Source organism: Streptomyces sp. NRRL F-5126, from assembly GCF_000721265.1.
Lineage (GTDB): Bacteria > Actinomycetota > Actinomycetes > Streptomycetales > Streptomycetaceae > Streptomyces.
This window is the reverse complement of the sequence record NZ_JOFZ01000009.1, coordinates 80,431-106,346: the sequence shown is the minus strand read 5'-3', so window position 1 is coordinate 106,346 and position 25,916 is coordinate 80,431. Positions and strand designations below refer to the sequence as shown.

The following is a 25,916-nucleotide window of genomic DNA, read 5'->3' as shown; positions in this document are numbered from 1 at the left end:
GCCTGCGTCCCGGTGGCCGGGGCTGCGGTGGCCTGCGGCCCTGGCCCGCGGACGGGGCGACGCGGCCGACCGATCGGGGCGTGCGTGCGTCCGCCGGCCAGGGCCGCCGTCGTGGCCGGGGTCGTCCGCCCCGCCCCCGTGACGGCGCGGACGACCCCGCGGGCGGCCGCCAGGACCCGGCGGCGTCGCGTCCTGACGAGCCCGGCGGCATGGCGGGTCGCGCCCCGCCATGCCGCCCGTCACGTGCCGTTCGCCGCTGCCTCCAGGGCCGCGATGTCGAGCTTCTTCATGCCGAACATGGCCTTCATCGCCCGGTCGGTACGCGCCGGGTCCGGGTCGGCCATCAGCGCGGCCATGGCGGCGGGCACCACCTGCCAGGACAGGCCGTACTTGTCCTTGAGCCAGCCGCAGGGGCCCTCCTGGCCGCCGTCGCCGACCAGCCGGTCCCAGTAGCCGTCGACCTCCTGCTGGTCGGCGCAGTCGATCTGGAACGAGACCGCCTCGTCGAACGTGAACTCCGGGCCGCCGTTGATGATCGTGAACGGCCGGCCGTCCAGCTCGAACTCGACGGTCAGAACCGTGCCCGCCGGGCGCGGCCCCGCATCGCCGTAGTGCGAGACGTGGTTGATCCGCGAGTTCGGGAAGACCGAGACGTAGTACTCCGCGGCCTCCATGCCGTTCGAGTCGAACCAGAGGTTCGGGATGAGCCTGGGCATGGTTCCTCCATGAGCCGGTCGTCCTGCGTGCGCTGTCGAGGGCTGTCGAGGGCTGTCGAGGGGGAAGACCCGCCCCGCGCGCGAAACTCATCGGTGCTGCGGTGCCGGCCCCGCATTCAAGGTGGCCGACGTCCGGGAGAATCGACCAAGAGACGCGCGGGCAGCGCGGAGAGTGCTGGGTGAGGGGAACACGGCGGGGGCGCGCACCGCGCGCGCCGCGGTGTGGGGAGGGTGTGGGAGATGAGCCATCGTGCCGGCGGGCTGGCGGGGGCCTGGGCGGAGGCACAGCGCCAGCAGCAGCGGCAGTACGAGGCGCAACAGCGCGAGCGGGCCGCCGCTCAGCGGGAGGCGCGTCGGCGGCAGCACGCGGCGACGCGGGCCGACCGCGAACTGCGCGCGCAGTACAAGCGGGAGCGCGAGGCGGAGACGCAGCGCCGCACCGCCGATCTTGAGGGGCGTGTCGCAGAGCTGACGGGGCTGCTGGTGAAGGGATGCGGCGCCCCGCCGTTCAGCACGGCGTCGCTGATGCGCGAGCAGGGCCCGCTCGAACCGTTCGCGCCGGGCGCGCTGGCCCACCCCGTCCCGCTGCCCGACCCGGCGCGCTACCGGCCGGCCGGCGGGGGCTGGTCGCAGGCGCGGCGGCAGGCCGCGCTCCACGAGGCTCGGCAGCGCTACGAGCACGACCTGCGCGCCGCCCAGTACGCGCAGGAGCAGCGCACGCGCCAACTCGCCGAATACCGCAGGGCGTACGACGATTGGGCGGCCGGCGTGCGGGCCGGAACGCAGCGCCACAACGACAGCGTGCGCGCGATGGCGGCCGGGCTGCGCGACGGCGACGCGGCCACGGCCGTCGAGTACTTCTCGGCCGCGCTGTACGCGTCGACGGCATGGCCCGACGCGTTCCCGCGCCAGGTGACGGCGGCCTTCGACGGGTTCGCGGGGGAGTTGGTGCTCGACTGGGAGCTGCCGCCCTACGAGGCCGTGCCCGAGGTGAGGTCGGTGCGGTACGTGGCGAGCGCGGACGAGGAGCGCGAGGTGGCGCGCCCCGTGACGCAGCGGCGCGCGCTGTACCGGGACACGCTCGCGCAGTGTGTTCTGCTGGTGCTGCATGACATCTTCGCGGCGGACGAGTTCCGCGTGCTGCGCGCGGTGACGCTGAACGGCTTCGCCGAAGGCCCGGACCCGGCGACGGGGCGCGGGACGCGCGTGTACCTGGCGTCGGCGTCGGTGGAGCGCGCGGAGTTCGAGGCGCTCAACCTGGAGCTGGTGAGCCCGGTGGACTGCCTGGTGGACGGCTTGCACGGCCGCCTGTCCACCCGTCCGGACCAGCTGTCGGCGGTGGCGCACGGGCGGTTGCCAGGCGATGTGGGCGCGGGCGCCGTCGTCTCGCACGGCGCGGGCGAGGAGCCCGACCTGTTCGAGATGGATCCGCTGGAGTTCGAGGAGCTCGTCGCCGAACTGTTCCGGGCGCGCGGGATGCGGGCGCTGACGACGGTCAGGTCGGGCGACGGCGGTGTGGACGTGGACGCGCTCGACCCCGACCCGATCAGCGGCGGCAAGATCGTGGTGCAGGTGAAGCGGTACCGCAACACGGTGCCGCCCACCGCGGTGCGCGACCTGTACGGGACGGTGCAGGACCAGGGCGCGAACAAGGGGCTCCTCGTCACGACGTCGGGGTTCGGCAACGGCTCGCGGGCGTTCGCCAACGGCAAGCCGCTCCAACTGGTCTCGGGCCCCGAACTGGTGGAACTGCTGCACAGGTACGGGCTGCGCGGCCGGCTCGGCGGGCGTGCGGGAACGGGCGCGGACGCCGGCTCTGACGCGGGCCCGGGCCCGGGCACAACGCTGGTGGACGCACCGCGGTCCGACCCGGATGCCGCGACGCTCGGCATGGTGTGGGCCGGGCAGGTCGCGCTCGACGTGTGCGCGCTGGTGTGCCGTGGCGGGCGCGTGCTGAGTGACGACCACTTCGTGTTCTTCAACAACCGCGGCACGCCCGACGGTTCGGTCGCCATGGTGGAGCCGGCCGGTGGCGACCGCGCGGCGATACGCGTCGGCTTCGACCGCCTGCCGCCGGGCGCCGACCGGCTGGTCCTGGTCGCCGCCGTCGACCCGGTGGCCAACCCGCAGGCCGACCTGTCGGGGTTCACCGACGCGGGCGTGCTGCTGCGGGACGCGACGGGCGCGGAACTCGACCGCCTGCCGGTCTCGGACGGGCGCCCGGGCGAGACGGCCCTGGTCCTCGGCTCGTTCCGGCGGCGCGATGGCGGCGACTGGGACTTCGTGCTGGGCGGAAAGGGCTACCGGGGCGGTCTTGAGGCGCTGGTGGGGGACTTCGGGATCGAGGTGGAGTAGCTTGCATGCGCCGGCGATCCGGCGGATCCGCCGGATCCGGCGCTCCGGAGGGCCCGGCGGTCCGGCTGCCGCTCCGTCGGCCACGGCACTGGACGCCGGCATTTTCCGGTGCTGACGCCGCCTCGGGCCGACTCCACCTCAACCCGACACTGCCTCAACCCGACACTGCCTACGAGACGGGCGGACCCCGCCGGCGGCTCAGCCCGCCGCGAGGAGTTCCAGCGTGTCGATCACGCGGTTCGAGAAGCCCCACTCGTTGTCGTACCAGGCGACCACCTTGACGTGCCGGCCGTCGACGCGGGTCAGCGCCGAGTCGAAGATCGACGAGGCCGGGTTGCCGGTGATGTCGGACGACACGAGCGGGTCCTCCGAGTACTCGAGGACGCCGGCCAGCGGGCCCTCGGCCGCCTTGCGGTACGCGGCCAGCACATCGTCGCGCGTCACGTCGCGGGCGACGAACGTGTTGAGCTCGACGATCGAGCCCACCGGCACGGGCACGCGGATCGAGTCGCCGGACAGCCTGCCGTCCAGGTTCGGCAGCACGAGGCCGATGGCCTTCGCGGCGCCCGTCGTGGTCGGCACGATGTTGACGCCGGCGGCGCGTGCGCGGCGGGCGTCGCGGTGCGGGCCGTCCTGGAGGTTCTGCTCCTGCGTGTAGGCGTGCACGGTCGTCATGAAGCCGTGCTCGATGCCCGCGAGTTCGTCGAGCACCTGGGCGAGCGGCGCCAGCGCGTTGGTCGTGCACGAGGCGTTCGAGACGACCGTGTGCGCGGCCGGGTCGTACGCGTCGTTGTTGACGCCGAAGGCGAGCGTCACGTCGGCGCCGTCGGAGGGCGCGCTGACGAGTACCTTCCGCGCGCCCGCGTCGATGTGGGCGCGGGCGGCCGAGGCGGACGCGAAGCGGCCCGTCGCCTCCAGCACGACGTCGACGCCGAGCTCGGCCCACGGCAGCCGCGCGGGCTCTCGCTCGGCGAGCACCTTGATACGGCGGCCGTCGACGACGAGCGCGTCACCGTCGACTGTGACGGGGCGGCCGAGCCGGCCCGCCGTCGTGTCGAAGGCGAGCAGGCGCGCGAGGGCGGCGGGCTCGGTGAGGTCGTTGACGGCGACGACCTCGATGCGGTCGCTGCCGCGCTCCAGCAGGGCGCGCAGCACGTTGCGCCCGATGCGGCCGAATCCGTTGATGGCGATGCGAGTCAAGGCCGTTGTCCTTTCCGTTTCCCTGCGGTCCCCACCAGGCTCGCTCTCCCCACCGGCCCGGCGGCCCAGGCGCGGGCGCCATGGTTCGCAAGGATCGCGCCACGCCCCGACCGCTTCCCGGTCCGGCGCTCACTCGCCCCTGGTGAACGTGCGCCGGTACTCGCTCGGCGAGGTGCCGAGGACGCGCTGGAAGTGCAGCCGCAGGTTCGCACCGGTGCCGAGGCCGACATCCACGGCGATCTGCTCGACGCTGAGCTGCGACCGCTCAAGCAGCTCGCGGGCCGCGTCGATGCGGGCCCGCATCACCCACTGCATGGGCGTGTAGCCGGTGTCCTCGGCGAAGCGGCGCGAGAACGTGCGCGGCGAGACCGCCGCGTGCCGGGCCAGCACGCCGAGGGAGAGGTGCTCGCCGAGCCGGTGCAGCGCCCACTGGCGGGTGGCGGCGAACCGCTCGCCGAGCGGCTCGGGCACGCTGCGCGGCACGTACTGCGCCTGGCCGCCGCTGCGGTAGGGAGCGGCGACGAGGCGCCGCGCGGCGTGGTTCGACGCGGCCACGCCGAGGTCGCGGCGCAGCAGGTGCAGGCACAGGTCGATGCCGGAGGCGGCGCCTGCGGACGTCAGCACGCTGCCCTCGTCGACGAACAGCACGTTCTCGTCGACGCGGACGAGCGGATACCGCGCGGCGAGCGCGCGCGTGTAGTGCCAGTGCGTGGTGGCGCGCCTGCCGTCGAGCAGGCCGGTCGCGGCGAGCGCGAAGGCGCCCGTCGAGATGGCGGCGAGCCGCGCCCCGCGCCGGTGGGCGCCGATCAGCGCGTCGACGACCTCGGGCGGCGGGTCGTCGCGGTCGGGGAAGCGGTAGCCGGGCACGAAGACGACATCGGCCCAGGCGAGCGCGTCGAGCCCGTGGGCGACGTGGTACGACAGCCCGTCCCCGCCGGCCACGAGCCCGGGCGCGGCGCCGCACATCCGCACCTCGTACGGCATGCTCGCCCGGGTCGTGAACACCTGCGCGGGGATCCCCACGTCGAGCGGTTTGGCCCCCGCGAGCACGAGGACGGCGACGCGCTGCAGGCGGGAGGCTGACACGCCCCCAGCCTACGGTCCGCGCGGCCTCGGGGCCCGGGCGCCGAGCCGCACGCTCTTCTGGCCGCGTCGGCCGTCTGTGGGCGCTGTCGGTCCGATGTCGGCGGCCTGTCGACGCCTTTCGGCACCGTTCTCGTAGCGGCCGCCGCAGGACGACTGGGCGGCCCAGACCCGGAGGAGCCACCATGCAGCACACCCCCGTCACGATCATCGGCGCCGGACTCGGCGGGCTCACGCTGGCCCGCGTCCTGCACGTCCACGGAATCCCGGTCACGGTCCACGAGGCCGAAGCCTCGCCGACGGCACGCGCGCAGGGCGGGATGCTCGACATCCACGACCACAACGGGCAGCTCGCCCTCAAGGCAGCGGACTTGATGGACGAGTTCCACTCCATCGTCATCGAAGGCCGCCAGACCATGCGGCTCGTCGAGCGGGACGGGACCGTCCTGCACGAGATGGCCGACGACGGCACGGGCGGCCGCCCCGAGGTGCAGCGAGCGGAGCTGCGGCGTCTCCTGCTCGACTCGCTGCCGGCCGGCACGGTCCGCTGGGGACAGAAGGCGAGCGGTGCACGCTCCCTCGGCGAGGGCCGCCACGAGGTGGCGTTCTCCGACGGCAGCACCGTCACCACGAGCCTGCTGGTCGGCGCGGACGGCGCGTGGTCGCGGATCCGGCCGCTGCTCTCCGACGCCGTACCGGAGTACGCCGGCACATCGTTCGTCGAGACCTACCTGTTCGACGCCGACAGCCGGCACACCCGTTCAGCGGAGCTGGTGGGCGGCGGGTCGATGATCGCGCCCTCGCCCGGCAAGGAGATCTTCACCCACCGGGAGAGCGGCGGCACCCTGCACACCTACGCCGCACTGGCCAGGCCGGAAGCCTGGTTCGCCGCCATCGACTTCACCGACTCCGCCGCCGCGGCCGCGCGCATCGCGCGCGAGTTCGACGGCTGGGCGCCGGAGCTCACCGCGCTGATCACGGACGCCGACACCGGCCCCGTGCTGCGCCCGCACCACGCCCTGCCGGCCGGCCACCGGTGGGGCCGGGTGCCGGGGGTCACCCTCATCGGCGACGCCGCCCACCTCGCGGCCCCGAACGGCGAGGGCGCCAACCTGGCCATGCTCGACGGCGCGGAACTCGGCAAGAGCCTCGCCGCCCACCCCGGCGACGCCGAAGCCGCGCTCGCCGAGCACGAGCAGGCCATGCACGCACGCAGCGCCGAGCCCGTCACCTTCGAGGGCGACGAGACCTTCGGCCTCGACTCGGAGAACAACACGGCCCAGGCCATGCTCAGGATGATCACGCAGCAGGACGCTTCCTAGCGGGGCCGGCTGACCGGCGGCGTGGGCCATCATGTTCACCATCGGAGACTTCGCCCGGCACGGCCGTGTGTCGGCCCGCATGCTGCGTCACTACGACGCGACCGGGCTGCTGCGCCCGGCTCACGTCGACCCCGCCAGCGGCTACCGCTACTACACCGCCGCGCAGCTCGCCCGCCTCAATCGGATCATCGCGCTCAAGGACCTCGGATTCACCCTCCAGCAGGTCCGGGACATCGTGGACGAGACGGTGAGTACCGGGGAGCTGCGCGGCATGCTGCGGCTGCGGCGGGCCGAACTGGAGGCGGCCATGGCTGCCGCGGAGGCGCGGCTGGTCCAGGTCGAGGCGAGGCTCCGAGCGATCGAGAGCGAGGGGCACATGCCCACGAACGACGTCATCATCAAGAGCGTCCCGTCCGTCCGGGTGGCGGAGTTGACCGGCACCGCCGCGAGTTACGCGCCCGAGGACATCGGCCCGGTCATCGGGCCGCTCTACGACGAGCTGTTCCGGTGCCTGGACGCGGCGGGCATCGCCGCAACGGGCCCCGGTGTCGCGTACTACGAGGACGCCCCGGAGGGCGGCGGCAGGATCACCGTCCACGCCGCCGTCCAGGTCTCCGCCCCGCTCCAGGACGGCACCCCGCGGATCCTCGACCTGCCGTCCGTCGACCGGGCGGCGACCATCGTGCACCGCGGCTCCATGGACGCGGTGCTCCCCACCGCCCAGGCCCTGGCCCGCTGGGTCGACGCCAACGGCCACCGGTCGATGGGGTACGCCCGGGAGATCAACCTGGAGTGCCCGGAAAACCGCGACGACTGGGTGACGGAACTGCAGGCACCGCTCGCCCGGGACTGATCCGTCAGGCGCGAGCCCGGCGGAGTCGCCGTGATCGCCGCGCCCCCGGAGCGCAACGTGGTGAGTGCCGCGCCGTAACTCCGTGGACAGCTTCGGCCCGGCGGGGGACGATCCCCCACGGCAGGTGTTGCACACGCACAGGAGAGTGGTTCGATGCCGATCAGGGCGGCCCGTCCGGAAGAGGCGCCACTGCTGAGCGAGCTGGCTCTGCGCTCGAAGGGGCACTGGGGGTACGACAGCGACTTCCTGGAGCGATGCCGTGAGGAGCTGAGGCTCCGGCCCGCCGAGATCGTGCGGCGGCGCACCGCGGTGGCGGAGGTGCGGGGGCGGATCGCCGGGTTCGTCACCGTCGATGGCGACCCGCCGGGCGGGGAACTGGGCATGCTGTTCGTGGATCCGCCGTTCATCGGCCGGGGCGTCGGAGGACTGCTGTTTCGTCATGCACTCGCTGTCGCTGCGACGCTGGGGATTCGGCGGCTGGAGTTCGGGGCCGATCCGAACGCCGAGCCGTTCTACCTGGCGATGGGGGCCGTGCGAATCGGAGTGTGCCCCTCCGGGTCGATTCCCGGCAGGCAGCTTCCGCTCATGGCCATCGACACGGCAACCGGCGCTGCCGCCGGGGCAGATGGATCCGAGCGAGACCAGTAAGGAATCCGGGGCCGGGCCTTCGCACGCAGTGCTCCCCATCGCCCGGGCCCTGGCCCGCCGGATCGGTGTCAACGGCCACCGGCGGACCAGGTACCGGCGCGGGATCGATCCGGAGCGCCCGGACAACCGCGACGACTGGGTGACGGAACTGCAGGCACCGCTGCCACGGGCCGTGCGACCCGTCACGCGCGAGCCCGGCCAGTGACCGCGTTCGCGCGGCGGGGGACCGTTACGGTCTGAGCTGCACGACTAGAGCTCACTGGCGATTCCCGGGCTTTCTCTGCGTCGAGATCACCGCCGACGACACCACGATCCGCGTACGGGACTCCGAGGAACGGGGCGGCCCGCAGCTGACAGGGGTCGCTTGCCCGGCGGCGGGTCCGGCGGCGTCTGGCACGCGCCGTCGGCCGCACGGGCCTCGGCGGACTTGACCGCGCCCTTCGCGGCGATGCCCGTCAGGTGCTTCCCACTCGCCGGCGCTCGCCGGTCAGTTGTACCGGGGCTGCCCCGTCAGTTGCCCCAGACGGCCCAGACGCTCGGCGGTCGGGGTGCCGGGCACGGGCTGGAGGAGGAGCAGTCGTTGCCGGGACAGCGGGCTGGCGAGAACGACGCAGTCCAGATCGAGGCGACCGACACGCTGGTCCAGCACGGTCTTCGTCGAGCAGTGCAGCGTCGACACCTGGTGCCGGTCCCACATCGCGGCGAATTCCGCGCTGGCTCCCCGCAGGTCGCCGACGAGGGCCGCGGCCGCCGGATCGTGTCCGCGCTGGGCGACGACGGCCCGGAGGTCGGCCACGTACGACAGGCCGGTCGCCTCCTCCTCCTGCGGTGACGCCGAGCGCAGGACGGAGCGCCAGGTCGGCGACGTGAACCAGTGCCAGGTGAGGTTCGGCTCGCGGCCGGGCCGCCCGGCGAACGAGCCGAACAGCGCGACGTTCAACGGATTCTGCGCCACGACGTTGGACAGGTCGTCGGAGATGAACGCCGGTGTCGTGGCCGCCACCGCGTCCAGCGTGTACGACAGTCCCGGGTCGACGTGCCCGGGGGGCTCGGCGGACGTCGGTGCCGCCTGACCCGCCAGCAGGTACAGATGACGCCGCTCGTCGGGGGTCATCCGCAGGGCGGTCGCGAGGCTCGCGAGCATCGAGACCGACGGCTGAGGGCCACGCGCCTGCTCCAGACTCTCGTAGTAGGCCTCCGACATGCTGGCCATCGCCGCCACCTCGCCGCGCCGCAGCCCGGGAGTGCGGCGCCGGGAGCCCGGGTCGAGACCGAGGTCCTCGGGGCGCAACCCCTCGCGGCGACGACGCAGGAACTGCCCCAGCTCGACCCGGTCCGCCACCTGGGTACCGGGGGCGGACCTCCAGCCCGGGTCCCGACCGCCGAGCTGGTCACGGGCCGGGTCGAGAGGGTGCCTCATGCCGTGCATCGTCGCACGGAGCCCGGACGCCGCGGAACGGACCGGTCGGTGGGGCGTGAGCGCCGCCCGCCTCATCCACCGGCTGTCACTACGTGGCTGAGCTGTTCCGCCGTCCGGCGCGGCGCCCTACCGTCCTGGTGAGACGCAGGCGCCCCGTTCGAGGCCGTCGCTGCCCGGTCCCGATCCGTCGCCGGATGCCGGGCCCCGCGGGTGCATGAGAGAGGAAAGCATGAGAGCCACGACCCCCGTCGTCCTTGTCCACGGATTCTGGCACGGCAGCTGGTGCTGGAGCCTGGTCGGTGAGCAACTGGCCGCCCATGGCGTCGCCTCGGTGGCCGTGGACCTCGACGGCCACGGGCTGAAGAGCCGCTCGCCCCGGTCCCGTTGGAGGCGTCCGTTCGACTCCGGGGCGTTCGCCGCGGAGCCCTCGCCGACGGTCGGGATCACGGCGTCCTCCGCCGCCGCGAGCCTGGTCGAGCAGATCCGCCGGATCGGTGGCGGCCTGCCGTGCCTGGTCGTGGCACACAGCATGGGCGGTGTCGTGGCGACCGCCGCCGCGGAACAGGCGCCCGAACTGTTCGCCGAACTCATGTACGTCTCGGCGTTCGCCCCGGTCAACGGCAGGCCGGCGGCGCACTACACCATGCTGCCGGAGAACGAGGGCGAACGAGTGGCCGCCGGGCTCGCGGCGGACCCCGCATCGGTCGGCGCGCTGCGCTACGACACGGGTGACCACGACCGGCGCCGCGCCATCCGCGAGGCGTTCTACAACGACTGCATCGACGAGGAGACCGCCGAGGCGGCGATCTCGCTCCTGACGACGGACGCCCCGGCGGGAATCGCCGGCGAACCGCTCACCGTGACCGCCGAACGGTACGGTTCGATCCCGCACAGCTACATCTTCTGCGCCAGGGACAACGCGGTCCGGCCGGCACTGCAGCGCCTCGTCGTCAAGGAGATCGACGCGCTGTCGGCCCGGCCCACGACCGTGGTCGAGCTCGACACCTCGCACTCGCCGTTCCTCTCCCAGCCGGCCGCCCTCGCGGATGTCATCGAGACGGCGAGCAAGGCGATACCCCGGCGTGCCGTGCGTGCCGTGCGTGCCGTGCGTTGATTTCGCGAACAACCATGATCGCGGTGCCCCTTGACCGCGCATTCAGCGCACGGGGAACGTCACCCCGGTGAGCTCCTCGGAGACCGTCCACAGGCGCTGCTGCGTGGCCCGGTCGTGCGAGTCGGGGCTGGACCTGACCAGCTTCGGGTGGCCCCGGAACTCACCCGGGCCGCCGGGCCCGTAGTACTGCCCGCCCTCGGCCGCGTGATCGGTCGCGGCGCGCAGGGTGGGCAGCGCACCCATTCCGGCGTTCTGGGTCAACAGCGGGGCGAGCCAGGTGACGGGCACACGGAGCGCGGCCGGTGTGTTGCGGGTGAGTTCGGTGTTGGACGCGCCGGGGTGGGCGGCCAGCGCGACCGTCGTGCCGTGCGGGGCGATCCTGCGCTGCAGTTCGTACGTGAAGAGAAGGTTGGCGAGCTTGGACTGGCCGTAGGCGCCGATGCGGCTGTACGAGCGCTCCCACTGCAGGTCGTCGAAGTGGATGGCGGCCCTGATGCGGTGGCCGACGCTGCTGACCGTGACGACGCGGGAGCCGGGGACGGGCAGGAGCCTGTCGAGCAGCAGGCCCGTGAGGGCGAAGTGGCCGAGGTGGTTGGTGCCGAACTGCAGCTCGAAGCCGTCGGCGGTGGTCTGCTTCGGGGTGTACATCACGCCGGCGTTGTTGATCAGCAGGTCGATGCGCGGGTGGGTGGCGCGCAGGTCGGCCGCCGCGGTCCTTACCGAGTCCAGGGACGTCAGGTCGAGGGCCTGGACGGTGACGTCGCCCTGGGTGGCGGCGTCACCGGTGATGCGGGCGGCCGCCCGCTTGCCCTTCTCGGTGTCGCGGACGGCCAGCACCACCGCCGCCCCGCGCGCGGCGAGCATCCGGGCGGTCTCGAAGCCGAGACCGGTGTTGGCGCCGGTCACGATCGCCACCCGGCCGTGCTGGTCGGGGATGTCCTGCTCGGTCCAGTTGCCGCTCATCGCGCACTCCTAAAGAACCATCGGTCTGTTATGGACCAGCGTAAGAGACCGTTGGTCTGATGTCAAAAGACCGGCGGTCTTTAAGTTAGGGTGAGGGTGTGACATTCCAGCGGGCGCGAAGCGAGGAGCAGCGGGAGATACGCCGCCGGGCGATCCTGGACACGGCGGCGGCGATGCTCGACGAGATGCCCGTGGCCGACGTGAGCCTCAACGAGCTCAGCCGGCGCGTGGGCCTGGCCAAGTCGAACGTCCTGCGGTATTTCGAGTCGCGCGAGGCCGTGCTGCTCGAACTGCTCGACGTCTTCCTGGGCGGCTGGCTCGACGAGCTGGCGGACGAGCTGGCCGCCGGCATCGAGGCGCACGCGGCGCCGGAGGTGCGGGCGGGGCGGCTGGCCGAGGTGCTCAGCAGGTCGCTGGCAAGCCGGGTGGTGCTGTGCGACCTCTTCGGCGCGCAGGGCGGCGTCCTGGAGCACAACGTCTCGGTCGAGGTGGTCAAGCGGCACAAGCGGTCCTCCCTCGCGCGGCTCACGGAGATGGCCGGGCTCATGCGCCGCCACCTGCCCGAACTCGGCGACGAAGCACAGACGTTCTGCATGATGAGCCTGGTCGCGGCCGGCGCGCTGTCGGCGTACGTCCCGCCGCCGCCGAGCGTCCTCGCCGCCTACGCCGACGAGCCCGCCCTCTGCGTGGTCGACCTGGACCTGCGCGAGGCCCTGCGGGTCTCGTTCACCTCGTCGCTCCTCGGCGTGCTGCCGCGCGCCTGAATCTCCAAGGCCGCTCCGGCCCTCGCCGAGTGGTGGTATTGACGGGGCCCGGTCAGGGGCGCAACGATCTCCCCGCTGCCGCTCGTACCGACAGATGGCAACCGCCAGTCGGCTCCCCGCCCCAGGAGACAACGATGTCGCACGTCAACCGCCGGCGCTTCCTCCAGCTCGCCGCGGCCACGGCCGCGACCTCCGCGCTGCCCGCCGCCATCGCACGCGCCGCGGCCATCCCGGCCGCCGTCCGCAGCGGGACCGTGCAGGACGTGGAGCACGTCGTCGTGCTGATGCAGGAGAACCGGTCGTTCGACCACTACTTCGGCACGCTGAACGGCGTGCGCGGCTTCGGCGACCCGCGCCCGGTGCCGCTGCCGAACGGGAAGCCCGTCTGGTACCAGGCGGACGGCGCCGGCAAGGTCACCCTGCCGTTCCGCCCGGACGAGGCCAACCTCGGGCTGACGTTCATCGAGGACCTCAACCACGACTGGAACGGCACGCACAACGCGTTCAACCAGGGCAACTGGGACAGCTGGATCCCGGCGAAGACGTCCACCACCATGGCGCACCTGAGCCGCAAGGACATCCCGTTCCACTACGCGCTGGCCGACGCCTTCACCGTCTGCGACGCCTACCACTGCTCGCTGCTGTCCTCCACGGACCCCAACCGCTACTACATGTACACGGGCTGGGTGGGCAACGACGGGTCGGGCGGCGGGCCCGTGATCGGCAACGAGGAGGCCGGGTACGGCTGGCGGACGTTCCCGGAGATGCTCGAACAGGCCGGTGTCTCCTGGAAGATCTACCAGGACACCGGTACCGGCCTGGACAAGGCCGGTGGCTGGGGCTGGACCTCGTCGAACCCGTACATCGGCAACTACGGAGACAACTCGCTGCTGTACTTCACCCAGTACCAGAACGCCGCACCAGGCAGCCCGCTGTACGACAAGGCGCGCACGGGCACTCATATCGACGGCGGCGGCGGGCTGTTCGACGGCCTGCGGGCGGACGTGAAGGGCGGCAGGCTGCCGCAGGTCTCCTGGATCGCCGCGCCCGAGGCGTACTGCGAGCACCCGAGCTGGCCGGCCAACTACGGTGCCTGGTACGTCTCCCAGGTCCTGGACGCGCTCACGTCCGACCCCGATGTGTGGAGCAAAACGGTCCTGCTGCTCACCTACGACGAGAACGACGGCTTCTTCGACCACGCCGTGCCGCCGTACCCGCCGGTCGACTCCTCCTGGGGCCTTTCCACCGTGAGCACAGCGGGCGAGATCTACACGGGCGGTGCCTCCTCCTCGTACGAGACGGGCCTGCCCTACGGGCTCGGGCCGCGGGTGCCGATGCTGGCCATCTCTCCCTGGAGCACCGGAGGCTGGGTGTGCTCGCAGACGTTCGACCACACCTCGATCGTGCAGTTCATCGAGAAGCGGTTCGGGGTGCACAACCCGAACGTCTCCGCGTGGCGCCGCGCCGTGTGCGGCGACCTCACCTCCGCGTTCGACTTCACGGGGGCGAGCGGCAAGGTCCCCGGCCTGCCGGGCACCAGCGGCTACCAGCCGCCCGCCGACCACAGCACGCCGCCCGACTACCACCCCGTGCCGCCGGCCGACGGGGCGCTGCCGCGGCAGGAGCCCGGTCTGCGCAAGGCGCGGCCGCTGCCGTACGACCTGGCCGCCGACAGCCAAGCCGAGGGCGGCCGCCTGCACTTCACGTTCACCAACCTGGGGTCCGTGGGGGCCGGTTTCCACGTCACGTCGACCATCCGCACCGACAGCCCGTGGCCGTACACCGTCGAGGCGGGCAAGTCGGTCAGCGACAGCTGGGCGCTGCCGAGCGGCGGAGCCTCCGAGTACCAGTACTCGGTGTTCGGGCCCGGCGGCTGGCTGCGCGAGACGGCCGGCACCATCGCGGGGCTCGGGCCCGAGGTCACCGCCCGCAACGACCGTTCCAGCGGGCACGTCACCCTGACGTTCACCAACCCCACGAGCGCGGCGGTCACGTTCACGGCAACCGACTCCTATGCGCCGAATGACCACTACACGTACACCGTCCGGCCGGGCGCGTCGCGCGTCGTGCCCGACTGGGGCGTGGCCGCCGGGAACCGCTGGTACGACGTCACCGTGACGAACGACGCCGACACGGCGTACGTCCGCCGCTTCGCCGGCCACGTCGAGACGGGCGAAGCGTCCACCAGCGACCCGCACATCCTCACTGCACAGGGCTGAGCGTCAGGCGGCGGCGTCCCAGGCCGCCTCGATCATGCGGAAGACCTCGTCCACGGCGGCCTCCGGCTCGTCCGACGCGCGGGCCAGCGCATAGGCGTCCATCGAGAACCTCGCGATCGTCCGGCAGGCCAGCGCGGTCCGTGATTGGCGGGGATCGGCGGCGATCGTCGCCGCCAGCGACTCCGCGTGCCGCAGCCGCATCGACTCCTCGTACTCGCGCAGGGCGGCCGATCCGTCGATCATGCGCCAGATCGGAGCGGCGCCGTCCGCCGTGCAGTGGCGCACCAGGGCGTGGACCTCGCGGCGCAGCGCGGGGATCAGCGGCTCGTCGGGTGCCCGGCCGCTGACCGCCTGCGTGAGGCGCTGCTCGAAGTCCTGGTCCTGCTCGAAGACCAGGGCCTCCTTCGAGGCGAAGTGGGAGAAGAGCGTGGTGACGGCGACGTCGGCCTCGGCGGCCACGTCGCGGATGCCCACCTCGTCGTAACCGCGTGCCAGGAAGAGCCGCAGGGCGGTGTCGGCGATCTTCTTGCGGGTCGCGGCCTTCTTGCGCTCGCGGCGCCCTGGCTGCTCGGTCACGGTCATGGACTGACACTATCAAATGCAAAGAAGTAACTGTTTTGAAAAGCTAACCGTTAGTGTTACGTTCGGCGGCATGAGGAAAGTGAGCTTTGCCGAGTTCGGCGGCCCTGAGGTGCTGCGACTGCTGGACGCCGAGGAGCCCCACGCGGGCCCCGGCCGGATACGCGTCGCCGTGCGGGCGGCCGGTGTGAACCCCGTCGACTGGAGGATCCGCGAGGGCCAGGTACTCGGGGCCCATCCGACCGTGTTGCCCTCCGGGGTCGGTATTGACGCCGCCGGGGTGGTGGACGAGGTCGGCGAGGGTGTGACGGGCGTCGAGGTCGGCGCTCACGTGTTCGGCGAGGGGTCGAGCACGTACGCCGAGTTCGCCGTGCTGTGGGCGTGGGTCCGTATGCCCGAGGGGCTGACGTTCGAAGAGGCGGCCGGATATCCCTCCGTGGTGGAGACCGCGCTGCGCGTCCTCCGTGAGGTCGGGGTGATGCCCGGGCAGACGCTGCTGGTCAGCGGGGCGTCCGGCGGCGTCGGCTCTGCGGTGCTGCAGATCGCACGCGACCGCGGCATCGCGGTGATCGGCACGGCCGGCGCGGCGAATCAGGACTATCTGCGCGGCCTGGGCGCCGCCGCCACGACGTACGGCGAGGGGTGGGCCGGGCGCGTGCGGCAGCTCGGCAGTGTCGACGCGGCCCTCGACCTGGCGGGCTCGGGCGTGATCCGCGAACTCGTCGAACTGACCGGGGACCCGCGGAAGGTGGTCTCCATCGCCGACCTGGCCGCGCCGGACTTCGGCGCCCGGTTCTCGGGCGTGGCCGGGAGCATGGAGGACGCGCTCGCCGAGGCCGCCGGGCTCATCGCACGGCGGAAGCTGCACATCCCGGTCGACAAGGCGTACCCGCTGGCCGAGGCCGCGTCCGCGCACGCCGACAGCCGTGCGGGGCACACGCGCGGGCGCCGGGTCCTGGTCGTCTGAGCGGCCCTCGGCGCGGGAACGCCGGCGTCTTCAGGTGGCCTGCGGCCGCTTGCGCCGCGCGGACGTGCGGCGTGCGTCGCGGGGCACGCGCGGCCCATCACGGCTGCCCGGCGCGGCTGCCGGCCAACGCCAGGGACCGGTCCCGCCCGCCCGGGCGATGTCATGTCGTCGGGGGTGGCACGCGGCGGATGCCGGCTGCCCCGGCCGGTGATCGCGGTCGGCGAGCGGTCCGCCGGGTCCTGGCTGCCGGGGCTGTCCCGAACGGGCGGGGGACCGGTCGCGGGCAGCGAGGGCGGGCCGCACCGCCGGGCGCGGGACGCGGCCGATGCGTGCCGGCACTACGGCACCGACTCCGGCCCGGACAGACATGCGCGGCCCCGCGAGCCCGCGCCCGGTCGGCGACGGCGGCTTTTCGGGCGGGCGCGCCCGGAACGCGCGCGGCGGTGGCGGTCAGTGGCCCGTCACGCGGTTCGCCGCGCGGGCGATGGGGTGCGTCGCGGCCGAGTGGCCGCGCGCCTCCCTGCGGTCCGCCTCGCGGTACGCCGCGTACATGCCCTGGACGCCGAGCCAGCGCAGCGGCTCCGGCTCCCACTTGCGCACCTTGTGGTTCACCCACGGCAGGGACGTCAACTCGGTCTGCCCCGCCTGGCCCGCGTCCTGCCGTACCAGGTCGCGCAGGGTGCGCCCCGCCAGGTTCGCCGTCGCCACGCCCGAGCCGACGTAGCCGCCCGCCCAGCCGAGCCCTGTCGAGCGGTCGAGCGTGACCGTCGCGCACCAGTCGCGCGGCACGCCGAGAACACCCGACCACGCGTGCGCGATCCGTACGCCCGCCGCCGCCGGGAAGAACCGCACGAGGATCTCCCGCAGATCGGCGATCGTCGACGCCTGCGTACGGCCGTCGTTGTCGGTCCTGGAGCCGAACCGGTACGGCACGCCGCGGCCGCCGAGCGCGATCCGGCCGTCGGCCGTGCGCTGCGCGTACACGTAGGCGTGGGCCATGTCGCCGAGCGTCTCGCGGCCCTCCCAGCCGATGGACTTCCACACGGCGTCGGGCAGCGGCTCCGTCGCGATCATCGAGGAGTTCATCGGCAGCCAGGTGCGCCGGTCGCCCTTGAGGCCCGCCGTGAACCCCTCGGTGCAGCGCAGGACGTACGGTGCGCGGACGGTGCCGTACGGCGTGACCGCGTGCTTGGGCCTGATCTCCGTCACCGGCGTCGACTCGTACACCCGCACGCCCAGCGACTCGACCACCGACGCGAGGCCCTTCACCAGCTTGGCCGGGTGCAGCCGCGCGCCGTGCGGCGTCCACGTCGAGCCGACCGCGCCCGCCACATGGATGCGCTCAGCCGTCTCGCGCGCGCCGCGCAGCACCCGATCCGTCTCGCCGTACGCGAGCTCCGCCTCGTGGAACTCACGCAGGCGCGTCAACTGGGCGGGCGTGTAGGCGACTTCCAGCACACCGCCCTTGTGTACGTCGGCCTCGATCCGCTCGGCGGCGGCCACCGTGACGACCTCGTCGACCGTCGCGTTCATCGCCTTCTGCAGGCGCACGGCGGCGTCGCGGCCGTGGAGCCCGGCGTAGCTGTCGCGTCCCGCGATGCCGTTGTAGAGCCAGCCGCCGTTGCGGCCCGAGGCCCCGTAGCCGCAGAACTTCGCCTCCAGCACGGCGATGTCGAGGTACGGCGCGGCCTTCTTCAGGTAGTACGCCGTCCACAGGCCGGTGAAACCGCCGCCGACGACGCACACGTCGGCCGAGGCGCCGCCGGAGAGGGGCTCGCGGGGGACGGGCATGCCGTCCTGCGCGTACCAGAACGAGATGCCGCCGTTCACCGTGAACGGGCTGCTCGAAGGGGTGTTCATGACGGCGTCGCGGCGGCTGCTCATGCGGCTGATTCGTACACCTGGCCGGACCGGCCTGTCCATAGACGGCCCGGTGGGTACGCTCGACGGATGATCGAAGTGCCGGCGGAACTGGCCGCGTCACAGGCACGGTTCGAGGGCGAGGACGGGCGCGCGTTCGTCGCCGCGCTGCCCCGGACGGCGGCCGGGTTCCTCGCCCGCTGGGGCCTGCGGCGCACGGGCCCGGCGCTGCACGGGATGACCGCGCTGGTGCTGCCCGTCGTCCGCGAGGCGGACGGCGCCCGGGCCGCACTCAAGCTCCAGCTGATCACCGACGAGTCCGCGGGCGAGGCGGTCGCGCTGCGCGCCTGGAACGGCGGGGCCGCCGTGCGGCTGCTGGACCACGGCGCCGACGGGGCGACGGGCGCGCTCCTCGTCGAGGCCGCCGACCCGTCGCGCGACCTGGACGCGCTGCCCGCGCGGGAGGCGGTCGCGGAGATCGGGCGGCTGCTGGCCCGGCTGACGTCCGTACCCGCCCCCGCCGGGCTGCGGACGCTCGGCGGCGTGACGGCCCGCATGCTGGCGGAGGCGGCCGGCGTCCCCGCCGACGCGCCGGGCAGCGGCCTGTTGCGCGAGTGCGCCGCGGTCGTGCGCGAGGTCGCGGCGGAGCCGGGCGACCGGCTGCTCCACTGGGACCTGCACTTCCAGAACGTGCTGGGCTCGCGCAGGCGCGCCGGCGGCTGGCTGGCCATCGACCCGAAGCCGCTCGCGGGCGACCCCGGCTTCGAGCTGTACCCGGCGCTGCGCAACCGGTTCGACCCTGGCGATGTGCTGTGGCGCTTCGACCTGCTGACGGAGATGCTCGGCCTCGATCGCCCGCGCGCCCGCGCCTGGACGCTCGCCCGTGTGCTCCAGGACGGCCTGTGGGCCCGGCACGACGGCGAGGCGCTCGGCGACGGGGAGACGTTCGTGGGGCGGACGCTGCTGGCGCGCTGAAACAGGCGTGACAGGGGTGGACGGCGCCGCGCACGGCCGTGACAGGCTGGGGCCATGATTCGTAGCGCAACACCGGACGACGTCCCCGAGATCCACGCGATGGTACGCGAGCTCGCCGAGTACGAGAAGGCGCTCCCCGAGGCGCGCGCCACCGTGGACCAGTTGCGGGAGGCGCTGTTCGGCGAACGTCCCGCCGCCTTCGCGCACATGGCGGTCGACGACGAGGACGGGAGCCCGCTGGGCTTCGCCCTGTGGTTCCTGAACTTCTCCACGTGGCGCGGCGTCCACGGCATCTACCTGGAGGACCTGTACGTGCGCCCCGACCGCAGGGGCGGCGGTCACGGGAAGGCGCTGCTCACGGAGTTGGCCAGGATCTGCGTGGAGCGCGGGTACGAGCGCCTCGAGTGGTCCGTCCTCAACTGGAACGAGCCGTCGATCGCCTTCTACCGCTCGCTCGGCGCCCGCCCGCAGGACGAGTGGACGGTCTACCGCCTCACGGACGAGGCCCTCACGAACCTCGGCGCGCCGAAGGACGGCAGCCGCTGACGGGGGCGTCCCCGCGTACGTACGCGCGGCGTCAGCGTTCCCCGGCGCCGGAGCCGGAACCCGAACCGGAACCGGAGCCAGAACCGGAGCCCGCTCCTCCCGCCGCCGCTGCCCGCTGCGCCTCCTGGCTGCGCGGCGAGCGCGCCGTCACCAGCGTCAGGGCGATGACCGCCGCGGCCAGCATGATCAGCGCCGCCCAGTCCAGCGCCCGCGTGAAGCCGTGCACCGTGCCCGTGGCGACGATGCCGGCCTTCTCGGCGCCCGTGACGGGCCCCTTGCGCGCGGCCTCCGCGAGATGGACGGCCAGGTAGCTGCTCGTGGCCGTCGTCGCGATCGTGTTGAGCAGGGCGGTGCCGATGGAGCCGCCGACCTGCTGCGCCGTGTTGACGGTGGCGGACGTGACGCCCGCGTCCTTCGGCGCCACGCCCGACGTGCCGGTGGAGATGGCCGGCACGAAGACGAGCCCGAGGCCGAAGCCGAGGAGCAGCGTGCCGGGCAGGATGTGCTGCGCGTACGTCGAGTGCGTGTCGATGAACGACAGGTAGTACAGGCCGCCGGCGCCGAGCAGCAGCCCGGGCCCGAGCAGCACCCGGGGCGGCAGGTGGGGCAGCAGGCGGGCGGAGATCTGCGTGGAGCCGACGATGATCGCGGCGGACATGGGCAGGAACGCGAGGCCCGTCTTGAGCGGCGAGTAGCCGAGGATGGTCTGCAGGAAGTACGTCATGAACAGGAACACGCCGAACAGGGCGATCGTCGTCAGGCAGATCGTGACCATCGAGCCGCCCCGGTCCCGGTCACGGACGATGTGCAGTGGCAGCAGCGGGCCGCTCGACCGGGTCTGCCACCAGGTGAACGCGCACAGCAGCGCCACGCCCCCGCACAGCAGGGCGAGCACGAGCGAGGACGTCCAGCCGTCGGACTGCGCCTCGCTCAGGCCGTAGACGAGCGCGACGAGGCCGCCGCAGCCGAGGATCACGCCCGGCACGTCGAGGTGCGCGTGCCCCGCGCCCTCGCGGTCGTGCAGCAGCAGGAGAGCGCCGACGACGGCGACGACCGCGATCGGCACGTTCACGTAGAGGCACCAGCGCCAGCTCAGGTACTCCGTCAGGACTCCGCCGAGCAGTAGCCCGATCGCGTTGCCGCCGCCCGCGATGGCGCTGAAGACGCCGAACGCCTTGGCACGCTCGTTGCCCTCGCTGAACGTGGTCGTCAGGAGGGACAGGGCGGAGGGCGCGAGCAAGGCCGCGAAGATCCCCTGGAGGGCGCGGGCGCCGAAGAGCATCGTGGGCCCCTGGGCGGCGCCGCCGATCGCGGACGCGACCGCGAACCCGATCAGGCCGACGACGAAGGTGCGTTTGCGCCCGACGAGGTCGGCCACCCGGCCGCCGAGGAGCAGCAGCCCGCCGAACGCGAGCGTGTACGCGGTGATCACCCACTGGCGGTTGCCGTTGGTGAGGCCCAGGTCGCGCTGGGCGGACGGCAGGGCGATGTTCACGATCGTCGCGTCGAGCACGACCATCAACTGGGCCGTCGCGATGACGGCGAGCGCCCACCAGCGGTGGTCGTCCCGCGGCCCCGTCGCGGTCTTCCTCCGGCTTCCGGAAGCCGACCGGGCGGGCGACTGGGAAGCGGGCACGGTGCCGGATGCCGACGCGCCGTCCCTCGGGCTTCGATGGCTCATCGGGGCTACTTCCTTCTTCGTAGGATTTTGCCCTGTCTGTTCCGTAGGTACAGAACATCACGATTGGGTGGTTTCGCGCGTGCGGAGAGATGCCTGGGGAAATGCCCGGGGAGATCGGCGCTGTCAGTGGCGTGGGCCAGGATGGGCCGCATGGTGAGGTCAACGAGGGGCGCGGGGAACGCGGCGACGGGCGGGCCGGACGGCAGGAGCCCGGACGGCGGGCGCGGGGGCGGCGGTCGAGGGGGCGGCGGGCGCGGGGAGGCGGTCGTCGCGGCCGCGCGGCGCCCGGAGGTCAGGTTGCCGCCGCTGACTCCGTACGACGGCGGGCTTGAGCCGGACGGTGACTACGACGGCCTGGAGTTCCTCGGCGCCGACCTGGCCGGGCAGCGGGGGCGGGGCGCCCGGTTCATGGACTGCGCGCTGACGGACTGCGCCCTGGACGAGGCGGGTCTTGGGCGTGCGCGGTTCATCGACTCGGTCCTCACCCGCGTGCGGGGCGTGGGCACCGACCTGGCGGGGTCGGTGCTGCGCGACGTGGAGGTGGTGGACGCGCGCCTGGGAGGTACGCAGTGCCACGGGGCGAGTCTTGAGCGGGTGGTGATCAAGGGCGGCAAGATCGACTACCTGAACCTGCGGCAGGCCAGGCTCAAGGACGTCGTCCTCGACGGCTGCGTGCTGGTCGAGGCGGACTTCGGGGGCGCCGAGCTGACGCGCGTCGAGTTCCGGGAGTGCACGCTGCGGCGGGTGGACCTCTCGGGCGTGCGGCTGAAGGACGTGGACCTGCGGGCCGTGGCCGAGCTGGACGTCGCCAGGGGGCTCGACAGCCTGGCGGGGGCGGTGATCAGCACGGCGCAGCTGCTGGACCTCGCTCCGGCGTTCGCGGCGCAGCTGGGGGTGCGGGTGGCTGATTGAAGGCCCCGGCGTGGGGGGAGCCGGGGCCTTCACAGTGCTCCGGAGCGAGCCCATCCGTGGGGGGAGGAAGCGACGACGCTTCCCAGGCCCGGCACCGGCAGGCCATCATCTGCCCTCGGTCACGGCATGTATGTGTCCTGTCGCGGAAAAGAAAACGAGGAGAATCGGTGACGGAGCGGCGCAGGCCGACCGTCTGCCCGCTGAGCTGCGATTTCGGGCAGCCGCAGACGATCACGTGCGCTTGGCTGGCCGTCCGCGCGCCACGGATGCACTCTTGTATCGCACGGGAACGCCGGCCTGTGGGGACACGAATGAATGAGCAGCGCAGCGATGAGTGGGAGGCCTCGGACGAGGCCCAGTTCCGCGCTGTCGAGGCGGCGTTGGACGCGGAGGAGCTGCGCCGCGAGGTCGACGGGCTGCGGCACGCGCTGGAGTCCCACCCGGTGATCGACATGGCACGCGGCCTGGTGATGGCGGCGGGCAGGTGCTCGCCCGAGGAGGCGTGGCAGGTGCTCGTCGAGGTGTCCCAGCACACGAACATCAAGCTCAGGGACATCGCGCAGAGCCTGGTCGACGGGGTGGAGGGGCCCGCCCCCGCGCTCCCGGTGCGCGAGGCGCTGAACGCGTCGCTGCGCCGGGTGGCCGACGAGCGCTCGCGCGGCGCCCGCGGCGGCGGCGCCGGCGCGAGCCGCTCGCCCCAGCGCCCGTAGCGCGCCGGCACCGCCGCCTCCATGGCCCGCCGCCCTCGGGCCCGTGCCGCCTCCCCCCTTGGGGGTCTCCCAGGGAGTTGTCGCTGGTGGCGGAGTGCTGTCGGGGCGCCGCGAGCCGGGCGGCTGTGACGGGGCGGAGCCGTTACGCGTGCCGCACACGCCGGCGCTGCTGGCCAACAGCGTGCGGCGCCGGGGCGCCCTCCGGGCCGCGCCCTGTCTCGCGCCGCTGTTGTCTCCGCTCGCGTCGCCGTGGCCGGCTGCCTCGGGCCTGTGCCGCCCTCCCCCTTGGGGGTCTCCCAGGGAGTCGTCGCTGGTGGCGGAGTGCCGTCGGGGCGCCGCGAGCCGGGCGGCTGTGACGGGGCGGAGCCGTTACGCGTGCCGCACATGCCTGCGTCGGCCGGCAGCCTGCGGCTCTGCGGCGCCCGCCGGGCCCCGTTACCGCCCGGGGCCTCGACGGGGCGTCGGCCCTTGCGCCCGTCGGCGGCGAGTGGGCGGCCGGCACGTGGCCGGTGGTCCGGGGCCCGGACCACCGGCGGGCCCGCGCCTACGTCGCCGTGCCGGGCTCGTGGTGCGGGTGCTCCGTCGCGTACGGCCACCGCAGCAGCGCGCCGAGGCCGCCCGTCGGGCCCTGCGTCTCGCGTGTGCGCAGCTCGTCCGCCTGTGCCTCGTCCTCCTCGACGTCCTGATCCGCGGACGCCGCGGCCCGCGCGCCGGCGCCGATGTCGTCGCCCCTGCCGTTCGGCGGCGGCTCCACCACCACCGCGTCGGCCCCGGTCATCGTCGCCGAGCGGATCAGCGCGTCGTCCGCCCGCGCGGCGAACGGCTCGGGTTCGCCGAGGTAGCGCGTCTCGGTGCGGCGCAGCGCGATCTGGTCCGGCTGCGGCCCCGCCCAGACCTCGCGGCGCGCGTCGGAGCCCTGCGGCTGCACGAAGAGCGTGCCGATCCGGTGCTCGCGTGCGGCCTCCACCAGGGCCGGCACGCCCTCGGCCGCGTCGATGGAGCCGCCCGACATGGTGCGCGCCATGCGGAACCGGTCGAGCTCGCCGGCCGTGCGGTCCCGCGCGTACGCCCGCATGGCCTCCGACACGTCCTCCTCCAGCAGCCGGCTGTCCGCCCCGCGCGCTCGGCCGCCGTGCGGGGACTCGACGACCGTCGCCTCCATCTGCCGCGGCAGGTGCACGCGCACGGTGCGCCGCTCGCGGTCGTCGCCCGCGAGCACCGTCACCTGCGCGCCGGTCTCCGCGAGCTTCGCGGTGATCGCGTCGGCGACGTTCTTCGCATTCTGCGCCCAGGTGTTCTCGACGCTCAGCTGGAAGTGGCGCTCGTCCCACTCCGAGGTGGCGGTGCGGTGCACCGGCCAGTCCTCGCCGTCCACGCTGCCCGCCGGCTCGCGTCCCGCGGCGGTGCGCAGCTCGAAGTCGGCGCCGATGCGGTCTATGTACGCCACGAGGCAGCGCGGCTCATCGGGGGCCAGTTCGAGCAGTGGCGCGACGTGCGGCAGCCGCGCCCACGAGGCGGCGGCCTCCGTCGCGGGGGCGACGGTCAGCGGCGGGTCGAGCACCACCTCGCCGTGCGACGCGAACAGCGCACGGCCGGGCGGCCGCCCGAGGCCGCCCGTCTCGCCGCCGCCCTCCGGAGGCTCGGTCGCGAACGCTTCGAGTGCGTCGCGCACGGCCTCGCGGGTCGCCTCGTCCGCACCCTGCTCCGCGAGGTCGGCGCAGACCTGCCGGGTGCGCAGGGCCCGGCGTCCCGTGGGGGACTGGTCGGTTGCCGAGGTGTCGACGTAGACCGAGGCCCAGGGGCCCGGACGTTCGTAGAGGGGCGCGAGGGGTGCGAGGTTCATGTGCTCCTCCTGCGGGTTGCGTGTGGTGCTGACGCTTGCGCGCCTTGAACGCGGCGGGTACCCGGCACCGTCGGCCCCTATACGTCCGCACCCGCAGTTCCGACCCGTTACATGAGTGTCTGCGGCATTTGATGGTCATTAAATGGTTTTATCTGTTCCATACCGGGGATGGATGAAGTGTGCTTCGGACCGGAGGCATGTCCCGTGGGAGCGGCCCACCGCTCCGGGCGTGTGTACGTCTGGTCCCGGGAAGCCGCCCTCTGCGGTGGGAGTCCGTACCGTTCGAGGATGGGTGAGCACATGGCCACGCGCGTGTCTTCCCGTACGTCCGCCGAGAACTCTCGTACCGCGACCGAGCACCCGCGACCCGCGACGAAACACCACCCGCACGACGACGCCCCCGACACGTCCGAGGACTTCGAGGCCCTCGCGGCGCTGACCGGCGACGGCCCCGGCGCCGAGGCGGCGAGAGAACGCATACGGCAGGAGATCGTCACGGCGTGGCTGCCGCTCGCGCACCGCATGGCGTGGCGCTACCGCAACCGCGGCGAGTCCCTTGAGGACCTGCGGCAGGTGGCCGCGCTCGGCCTGGTGAAGGCGGTGCGCAGGTACGACCCGTCGCGCGGCATCGCGTTCGAGAGCTACGCGGTACCGACCGTCGACGGCGAACTGAAGCGGCACTTCCGCGACTACATGTGGACGGTGCACGTACCGCGGCGCGTGCAGGACCTGCGCGGCAGGATCCGCAAGGCGCGCCAGGAACTCTCGCAGACGGGGGAGATGGCGGGCCGCTCGCCGACGACCGCGGAGATCGCGGCGCACGCGGGCCTGACGGAGCAGGAGGTCGCGGACGGGATGGAGGCGATGGAGAGCTTCACGTCCCTCTCGCTCGACGCGCAGTTCCACGGCCCCGCCGACGGGTACGCGCCCGCGCTCGCCGACACCCTGGGCGAGCCCGACCCGGCGATCGACGTGGTGATCGACCGTGAGGCCGTGCGGCCGCGGCTGTGCGAACTGCCCCCGCGCGAGCGCAAGGTGCTCTACCTGCGGTTCTTCCGCGACATGACGCAGAGCAAGATCGCGGAGGACCTGGGGGTGTCGCAGATGCACGTCTCACGGCTGCTGAGCCGTTCGTGCTCGCGCATCAGGGACGAGGTCCTCTCGGACCGCACCTGACGTCCGCCGG

General features: G+C 73.3%; 22 protein-coding genes. 13 read left to right on the top strand and 9 right to left on the bottom strand.

What is annotated here, in order from left to right:
* Nucleotides 1-239: 239 nt before the first annotated feature.
* Nucleotides 240-716 carry a VOC family protein gene (locus IH48_RS0120635; RefSeq protein WP_030906501.1) on the bottom strand — a complete coding sequence of 159 codons (477 nt, stop codon included), beginning with the start codon at nucleotides 714-716 and terminating at the stop codon, nucleotides 240-242.
* 240 nt (nucleotides 717-956) lie between these two features.
* Between IH48_RS0120635 and IH48_RS0120630 the strand changes: the two genes are divergently transcribed.
* Nucleotides 957-3,071, top strand: a complete 2,115-nt coding sequence (locus IH48_RS0120630) for a restriction endonuclease (protein ID WP_030906498.1) — start codon at nucleotides 957-959, stop codon at nucleotides 3,069-3,071.
* 198 nt (nucleotides 3,072-3,269) lie between these two features.
* Here the strand turns inward: IH48_RS0120630 and gap are convergent, their stop codons facing one another.
* Together gap and IH48_RS0120620 are read right to left on the bottom strand one after the other, a co-directional pair.
* Complete coding sequence (gene gap, locus IH48_RS0120625; protein WP_030906495.1) at nucleotides 3,270-4,271, bottom strand: type I glyceraldehyde-3-phosphate dehydrogenase; 1,002 nt, start codon at nucleotides 4,269-4,271, stop codon at nucleotides 3,270-3,272.
* Nucleotides 4,272-4,400: 129 nt separating this feature from the next.
* Complete coding sequence (locus tag IH48_RS0120620; RefSeq protein ID WP_030906493.1) at nucleotides 4,401-5,357, bottom strand: GlxA family transcriptional regulator; 957 nt, start codon at nucleotides 5,355-5,357, stop codon at nucleotides 4,401-4,403.
* A gap of 182 nt (nucleotides 5,358-5,539) precedes the next feature.
* Here IH48_RS0120620 and IH48_RS0120615 point away from each other — a divergent pair, with 182 nt between their 5' ends.
* From IH48_RS0120615 to IH48_RS0120605, 3 genes are all read left to right on the top strand, one after another.
* On the top strand, nucleotides 5,540-6,676 hold the full coding sequence (locus IH48_RS0120615) for an FAD-dependent oxidoreductase (RefSeq protein ID WP_030906490.1): 1,137 nt from the start codon (nucleotides 5,540-5,542) through the stop codon (nucleotides 6,674-6,676).
* Between the two features lie 31 nt (nucleotides 6,677-6,707).
* Nucleotides 6,708-7,529, top strand: coding sequence for a MerR family transcriptional regulator (locus IH48_RS0120610; RefSeq protein ID WP_030906487.1), 822 nt, complete (start codon nucleotides 6,708-6,710; stop codon nucleotides 7,527-7,529).
* A gap of 153 nt (nucleotides 7,530-7,682) precedes the next feature.
* Nucleotides 7,683-8,177 carry a GNAT family N-acetyltransferase gene (locus tag IH48_RS0120605; protein WP_051840257.1) on the top strand — a complete coding sequence of 165 codons (495 nt, stop codon included), beginning with the start codon at nucleotides 7,683-7,685 and terminating at the stop codon, nucleotides 8,175-8,177.
* A 487-nt stretch (nucleotides 8,178-8,664) separates the two neighbouring features.
* Here the strand turns inward: IH48_RS0120605 and IH48_RS0120595 are convergent, their stop codons facing one another.
* Complete coding sequence (locus IH48_RS0120595; RefSeq protein WP_078849923.1) at nucleotides 8,665-9,597, bottom strand: helix-turn-helix transcriptional regulator; 933 nt, start codon at nucleotides 9,595-9,597, stop codon at nucleotides 8,665-8,667.
* 229 nt (nucleotides 9,598-9,826) lie between these two features.
* On the opposite strand from IH48_RS0120595, the gene IH48_RS0120590 reads away from it, so the two are divergent.
* The gene (locus IH48_RS0120590; RefSeq protein ID WP_051840255.1) at nucleotides 9,827-10,711 is read left to right on the top strand and encodes an alpha/beta fold hydrolase; all 885 of its coding nucleotides are present in this window, start codon (nucleotides 9,827-9,829) and stop codon (nucleotides 10,709-10,711) included.
* A gap of 42 nt (nucleotides 10,712-10,753) precedes the next feature.
* Here IH48_RS0120590 and IH48_RS0120585 read toward each other — a convergent pair whose 3' ends face one another.
* On the bottom strand, nucleotides 10,754-11,674 hold the full coding sequence (locus tag IH48_RS0120585) for an SDR family NAD(P)-dependent oxidoreductase (protein ID WP_030906475.1): 921 nt from the start codon (nucleotides 11,672-11,674) through the stop codon (nucleotides 10,754-10,756).
* Nucleotides 11,675-11,772: 98 nt separating this feature from the next.
* Between IH48_RS0120585 and IH48_RS0120580 the strand changes: the two genes are divergently transcribed.
* Together IH48_RS0120580 and IH48_RS0120575 are read left to right on the top strand one after the other, a co-directional pair.
* A complete protein-coding gene (locus IH48_RS0120580) occupies nucleotides 11,773-12,438 on the top strand; it encodes a TetR/AcrR family transcriptional regulator (RefSeq protein ID WP_030906472.1) in 666 nt (221 codons plus the stop codon).
* Between the two features lie 134 nt (nucleotides 12,439-12,572).
* Nucleotides 12,573-14,657, top strand: coding sequence for a phosphocholine-specific phospholipase C (locus tag IH48_RS0120575; RefSeq protein WP_030906469.1), 2,085 nt, complete (start codon nucleotides 12,573-12,575; stop codon nucleotides 14,655-14,657).
* 3 nt (nucleotides 14,658-14,660) lie between these two features.
* Here the strand turns inward: IH48_RS0120575 and IH48_RS0120570 are convergent, their stop codons facing one another.
* Nucleotides 14,661-15,233 carry a TetR/AcrR family transcriptional regulator gene (locus IH48_RS0120570; RefSeq protein WP_030906467.1) on the bottom strand — a complete coding sequence of 191 codons (573 nt, stop codon included), beginning with the start codon at nucleotides 15,231-15,233 and terminating at the stop codon, nucleotides 14,661-14,663.
* Nucleotides 15,234-15,309: 76 nt separating this feature from the next.
* On the opposite strand from IH48_RS0120570, the gene IH48_RS0120565 reads away from it, so the two are divergent.
* Nucleotides 15,310-16,203, top strand: coding sequence for an NADP-dependent oxidoreductase (locus IH48_RS0120565; RefSeq protein WP_030906464.1), 894 nt, complete (start codon nucleotides 15,310-15,312; stop codon nucleotides 16,201-16,203).
* Nucleotides 16,204-16,653: 450 nt separating this feature from the next.
* Here IH48_RS0120565 and IH48_RS0120560 read toward each other — a convergent pair whose 3' ends face one another.
* Complete coding sequence (locus tag IH48_RS0120560) at nucleotides 16,654-18,087, bottom strand: NAD(P)/FAD-dependent oxidoreductase (RefSeq protein ID WP_420705516.1); 1,434 nt, start codon at nucleotides 18,085-18,087, stop codon at nucleotides 16,654-16,656.
* Nucleotides 18,088-18,153: 66 nt separating this feature from the next.
* Here IH48_RS0120560 and IH48_RS0120555 point away from each other — a divergent pair, with 66 nt between their 5' ends.
* Nucleotides 18,154-19,038 carry an aminoglycoside phosphotransferase family protein gene (locus IH48_RS0120555; RefSeq protein ID WP_037842736.1) on the top strand — a complete coding sequence of 295 codons (885 nt, stop codon included), beginning with the start codon at nucleotides 18,154-18,156 and terminating at the stop codon, nucleotides 19,036-19,038.
* A 54-nt stretch (nucleotides 19,039-19,092) separates the two neighbouring features.
* The gene (locus tag IH48_RS0120550) at nucleotides 19,093-19,584 is read left to right on the top strand and encodes a GNAT family N-acetyltransferase (protein WP_030906455.1); all 492 of its coding nucleotides are present in this window, start codon (nucleotides 19,093-19,095) and stop codon (nucleotides 19,582-19,584) included.
* Nucleotides 19,585-19,615: 31 nt separating this feature from the next.
* Here the strand turns inward: IH48_RS0120550 and IH48_RS0120545 are convergent, their stop codons facing one another.
* The gene (locus IH48_RS0120545; RefSeq protein WP_078849905.1) at nucleotides 19,616-21,265 is read right to left on the bottom strand and encodes an MFS transporter; all 1,650 of its coding nucleotides are present in this window, start codon (nucleotides 21,263-21,265) and stop codon (nucleotides 19,616-19,618) included.
* 150 nt (nucleotides 21,266-21,415) lie between these two features.
* Between IH48_RS0120545 and IH48_RS0120540 the strand changes: the two genes are divergently transcribed.
* Both IH48_RS0120540 and IH48_RS34485 read left to right on the top strand, forming a co-directional pair.
* Entirely contained in the window at nucleotides 21,416-22,177 is a 762-nt protein-coding gene (locus tag IH48_RS0120540) for a pentapeptide repeat-containing protein (protein ID WP_078849904.1), read from the top strand.
* A gap of 311 nt (nucleotides 22,178-22,488) precedes the next feature.
* Complete coding sequence (locus IH48_RS34485) at nucleotides 22,489-22,887, top strand: ANTAR domain-containing protein (protein WP_051840254.1); 399 nt, start codon at nucleotides 22,489-22,491, stop codon at nucleotides 22,885-22,887.
* Nucleotides 22,888-23,431: 544 nt separating this feature from the next.
* Here the strand turns inward: IH48_RS34485 and IH48_RS0120530 are convergent.
* The gene (locus tag IH48_RS0120530; protein ID WP_030906443.1) at nucleotides 23,432-24,730 is read right to left on the bottom strand and encodes a Vms1/Ankzf1 family peptidyl-tRNA hydrolase; all 1,299 of its coding nucleotides are present in this window, start codon (nucleotides 24,728-24,730) and stop codon (nucleotides 23,432-23,434) included.
* A 288-nt stretch (nucleotides 24,731-25,018) separates the two neighbouring features.
* Between IH48_RS0120530 and IH48_RS0120525 the strand changes: the two genes are divergently transcribed.
* Nucleotides 25,019-25,906, top strand: coding sequence for an RNA polymerase sigma factor SigF (locus IH48_RS0120525; RefSeq protein WP_324604318.1), 888 nt, complete (start codon nucleotides 25,019-25,021; stop codon nucleotides 25,904-25,906).
* The last annotated feature ends 10 nt before the right edge of the window (nucleotides 25,907-25,916 follow it).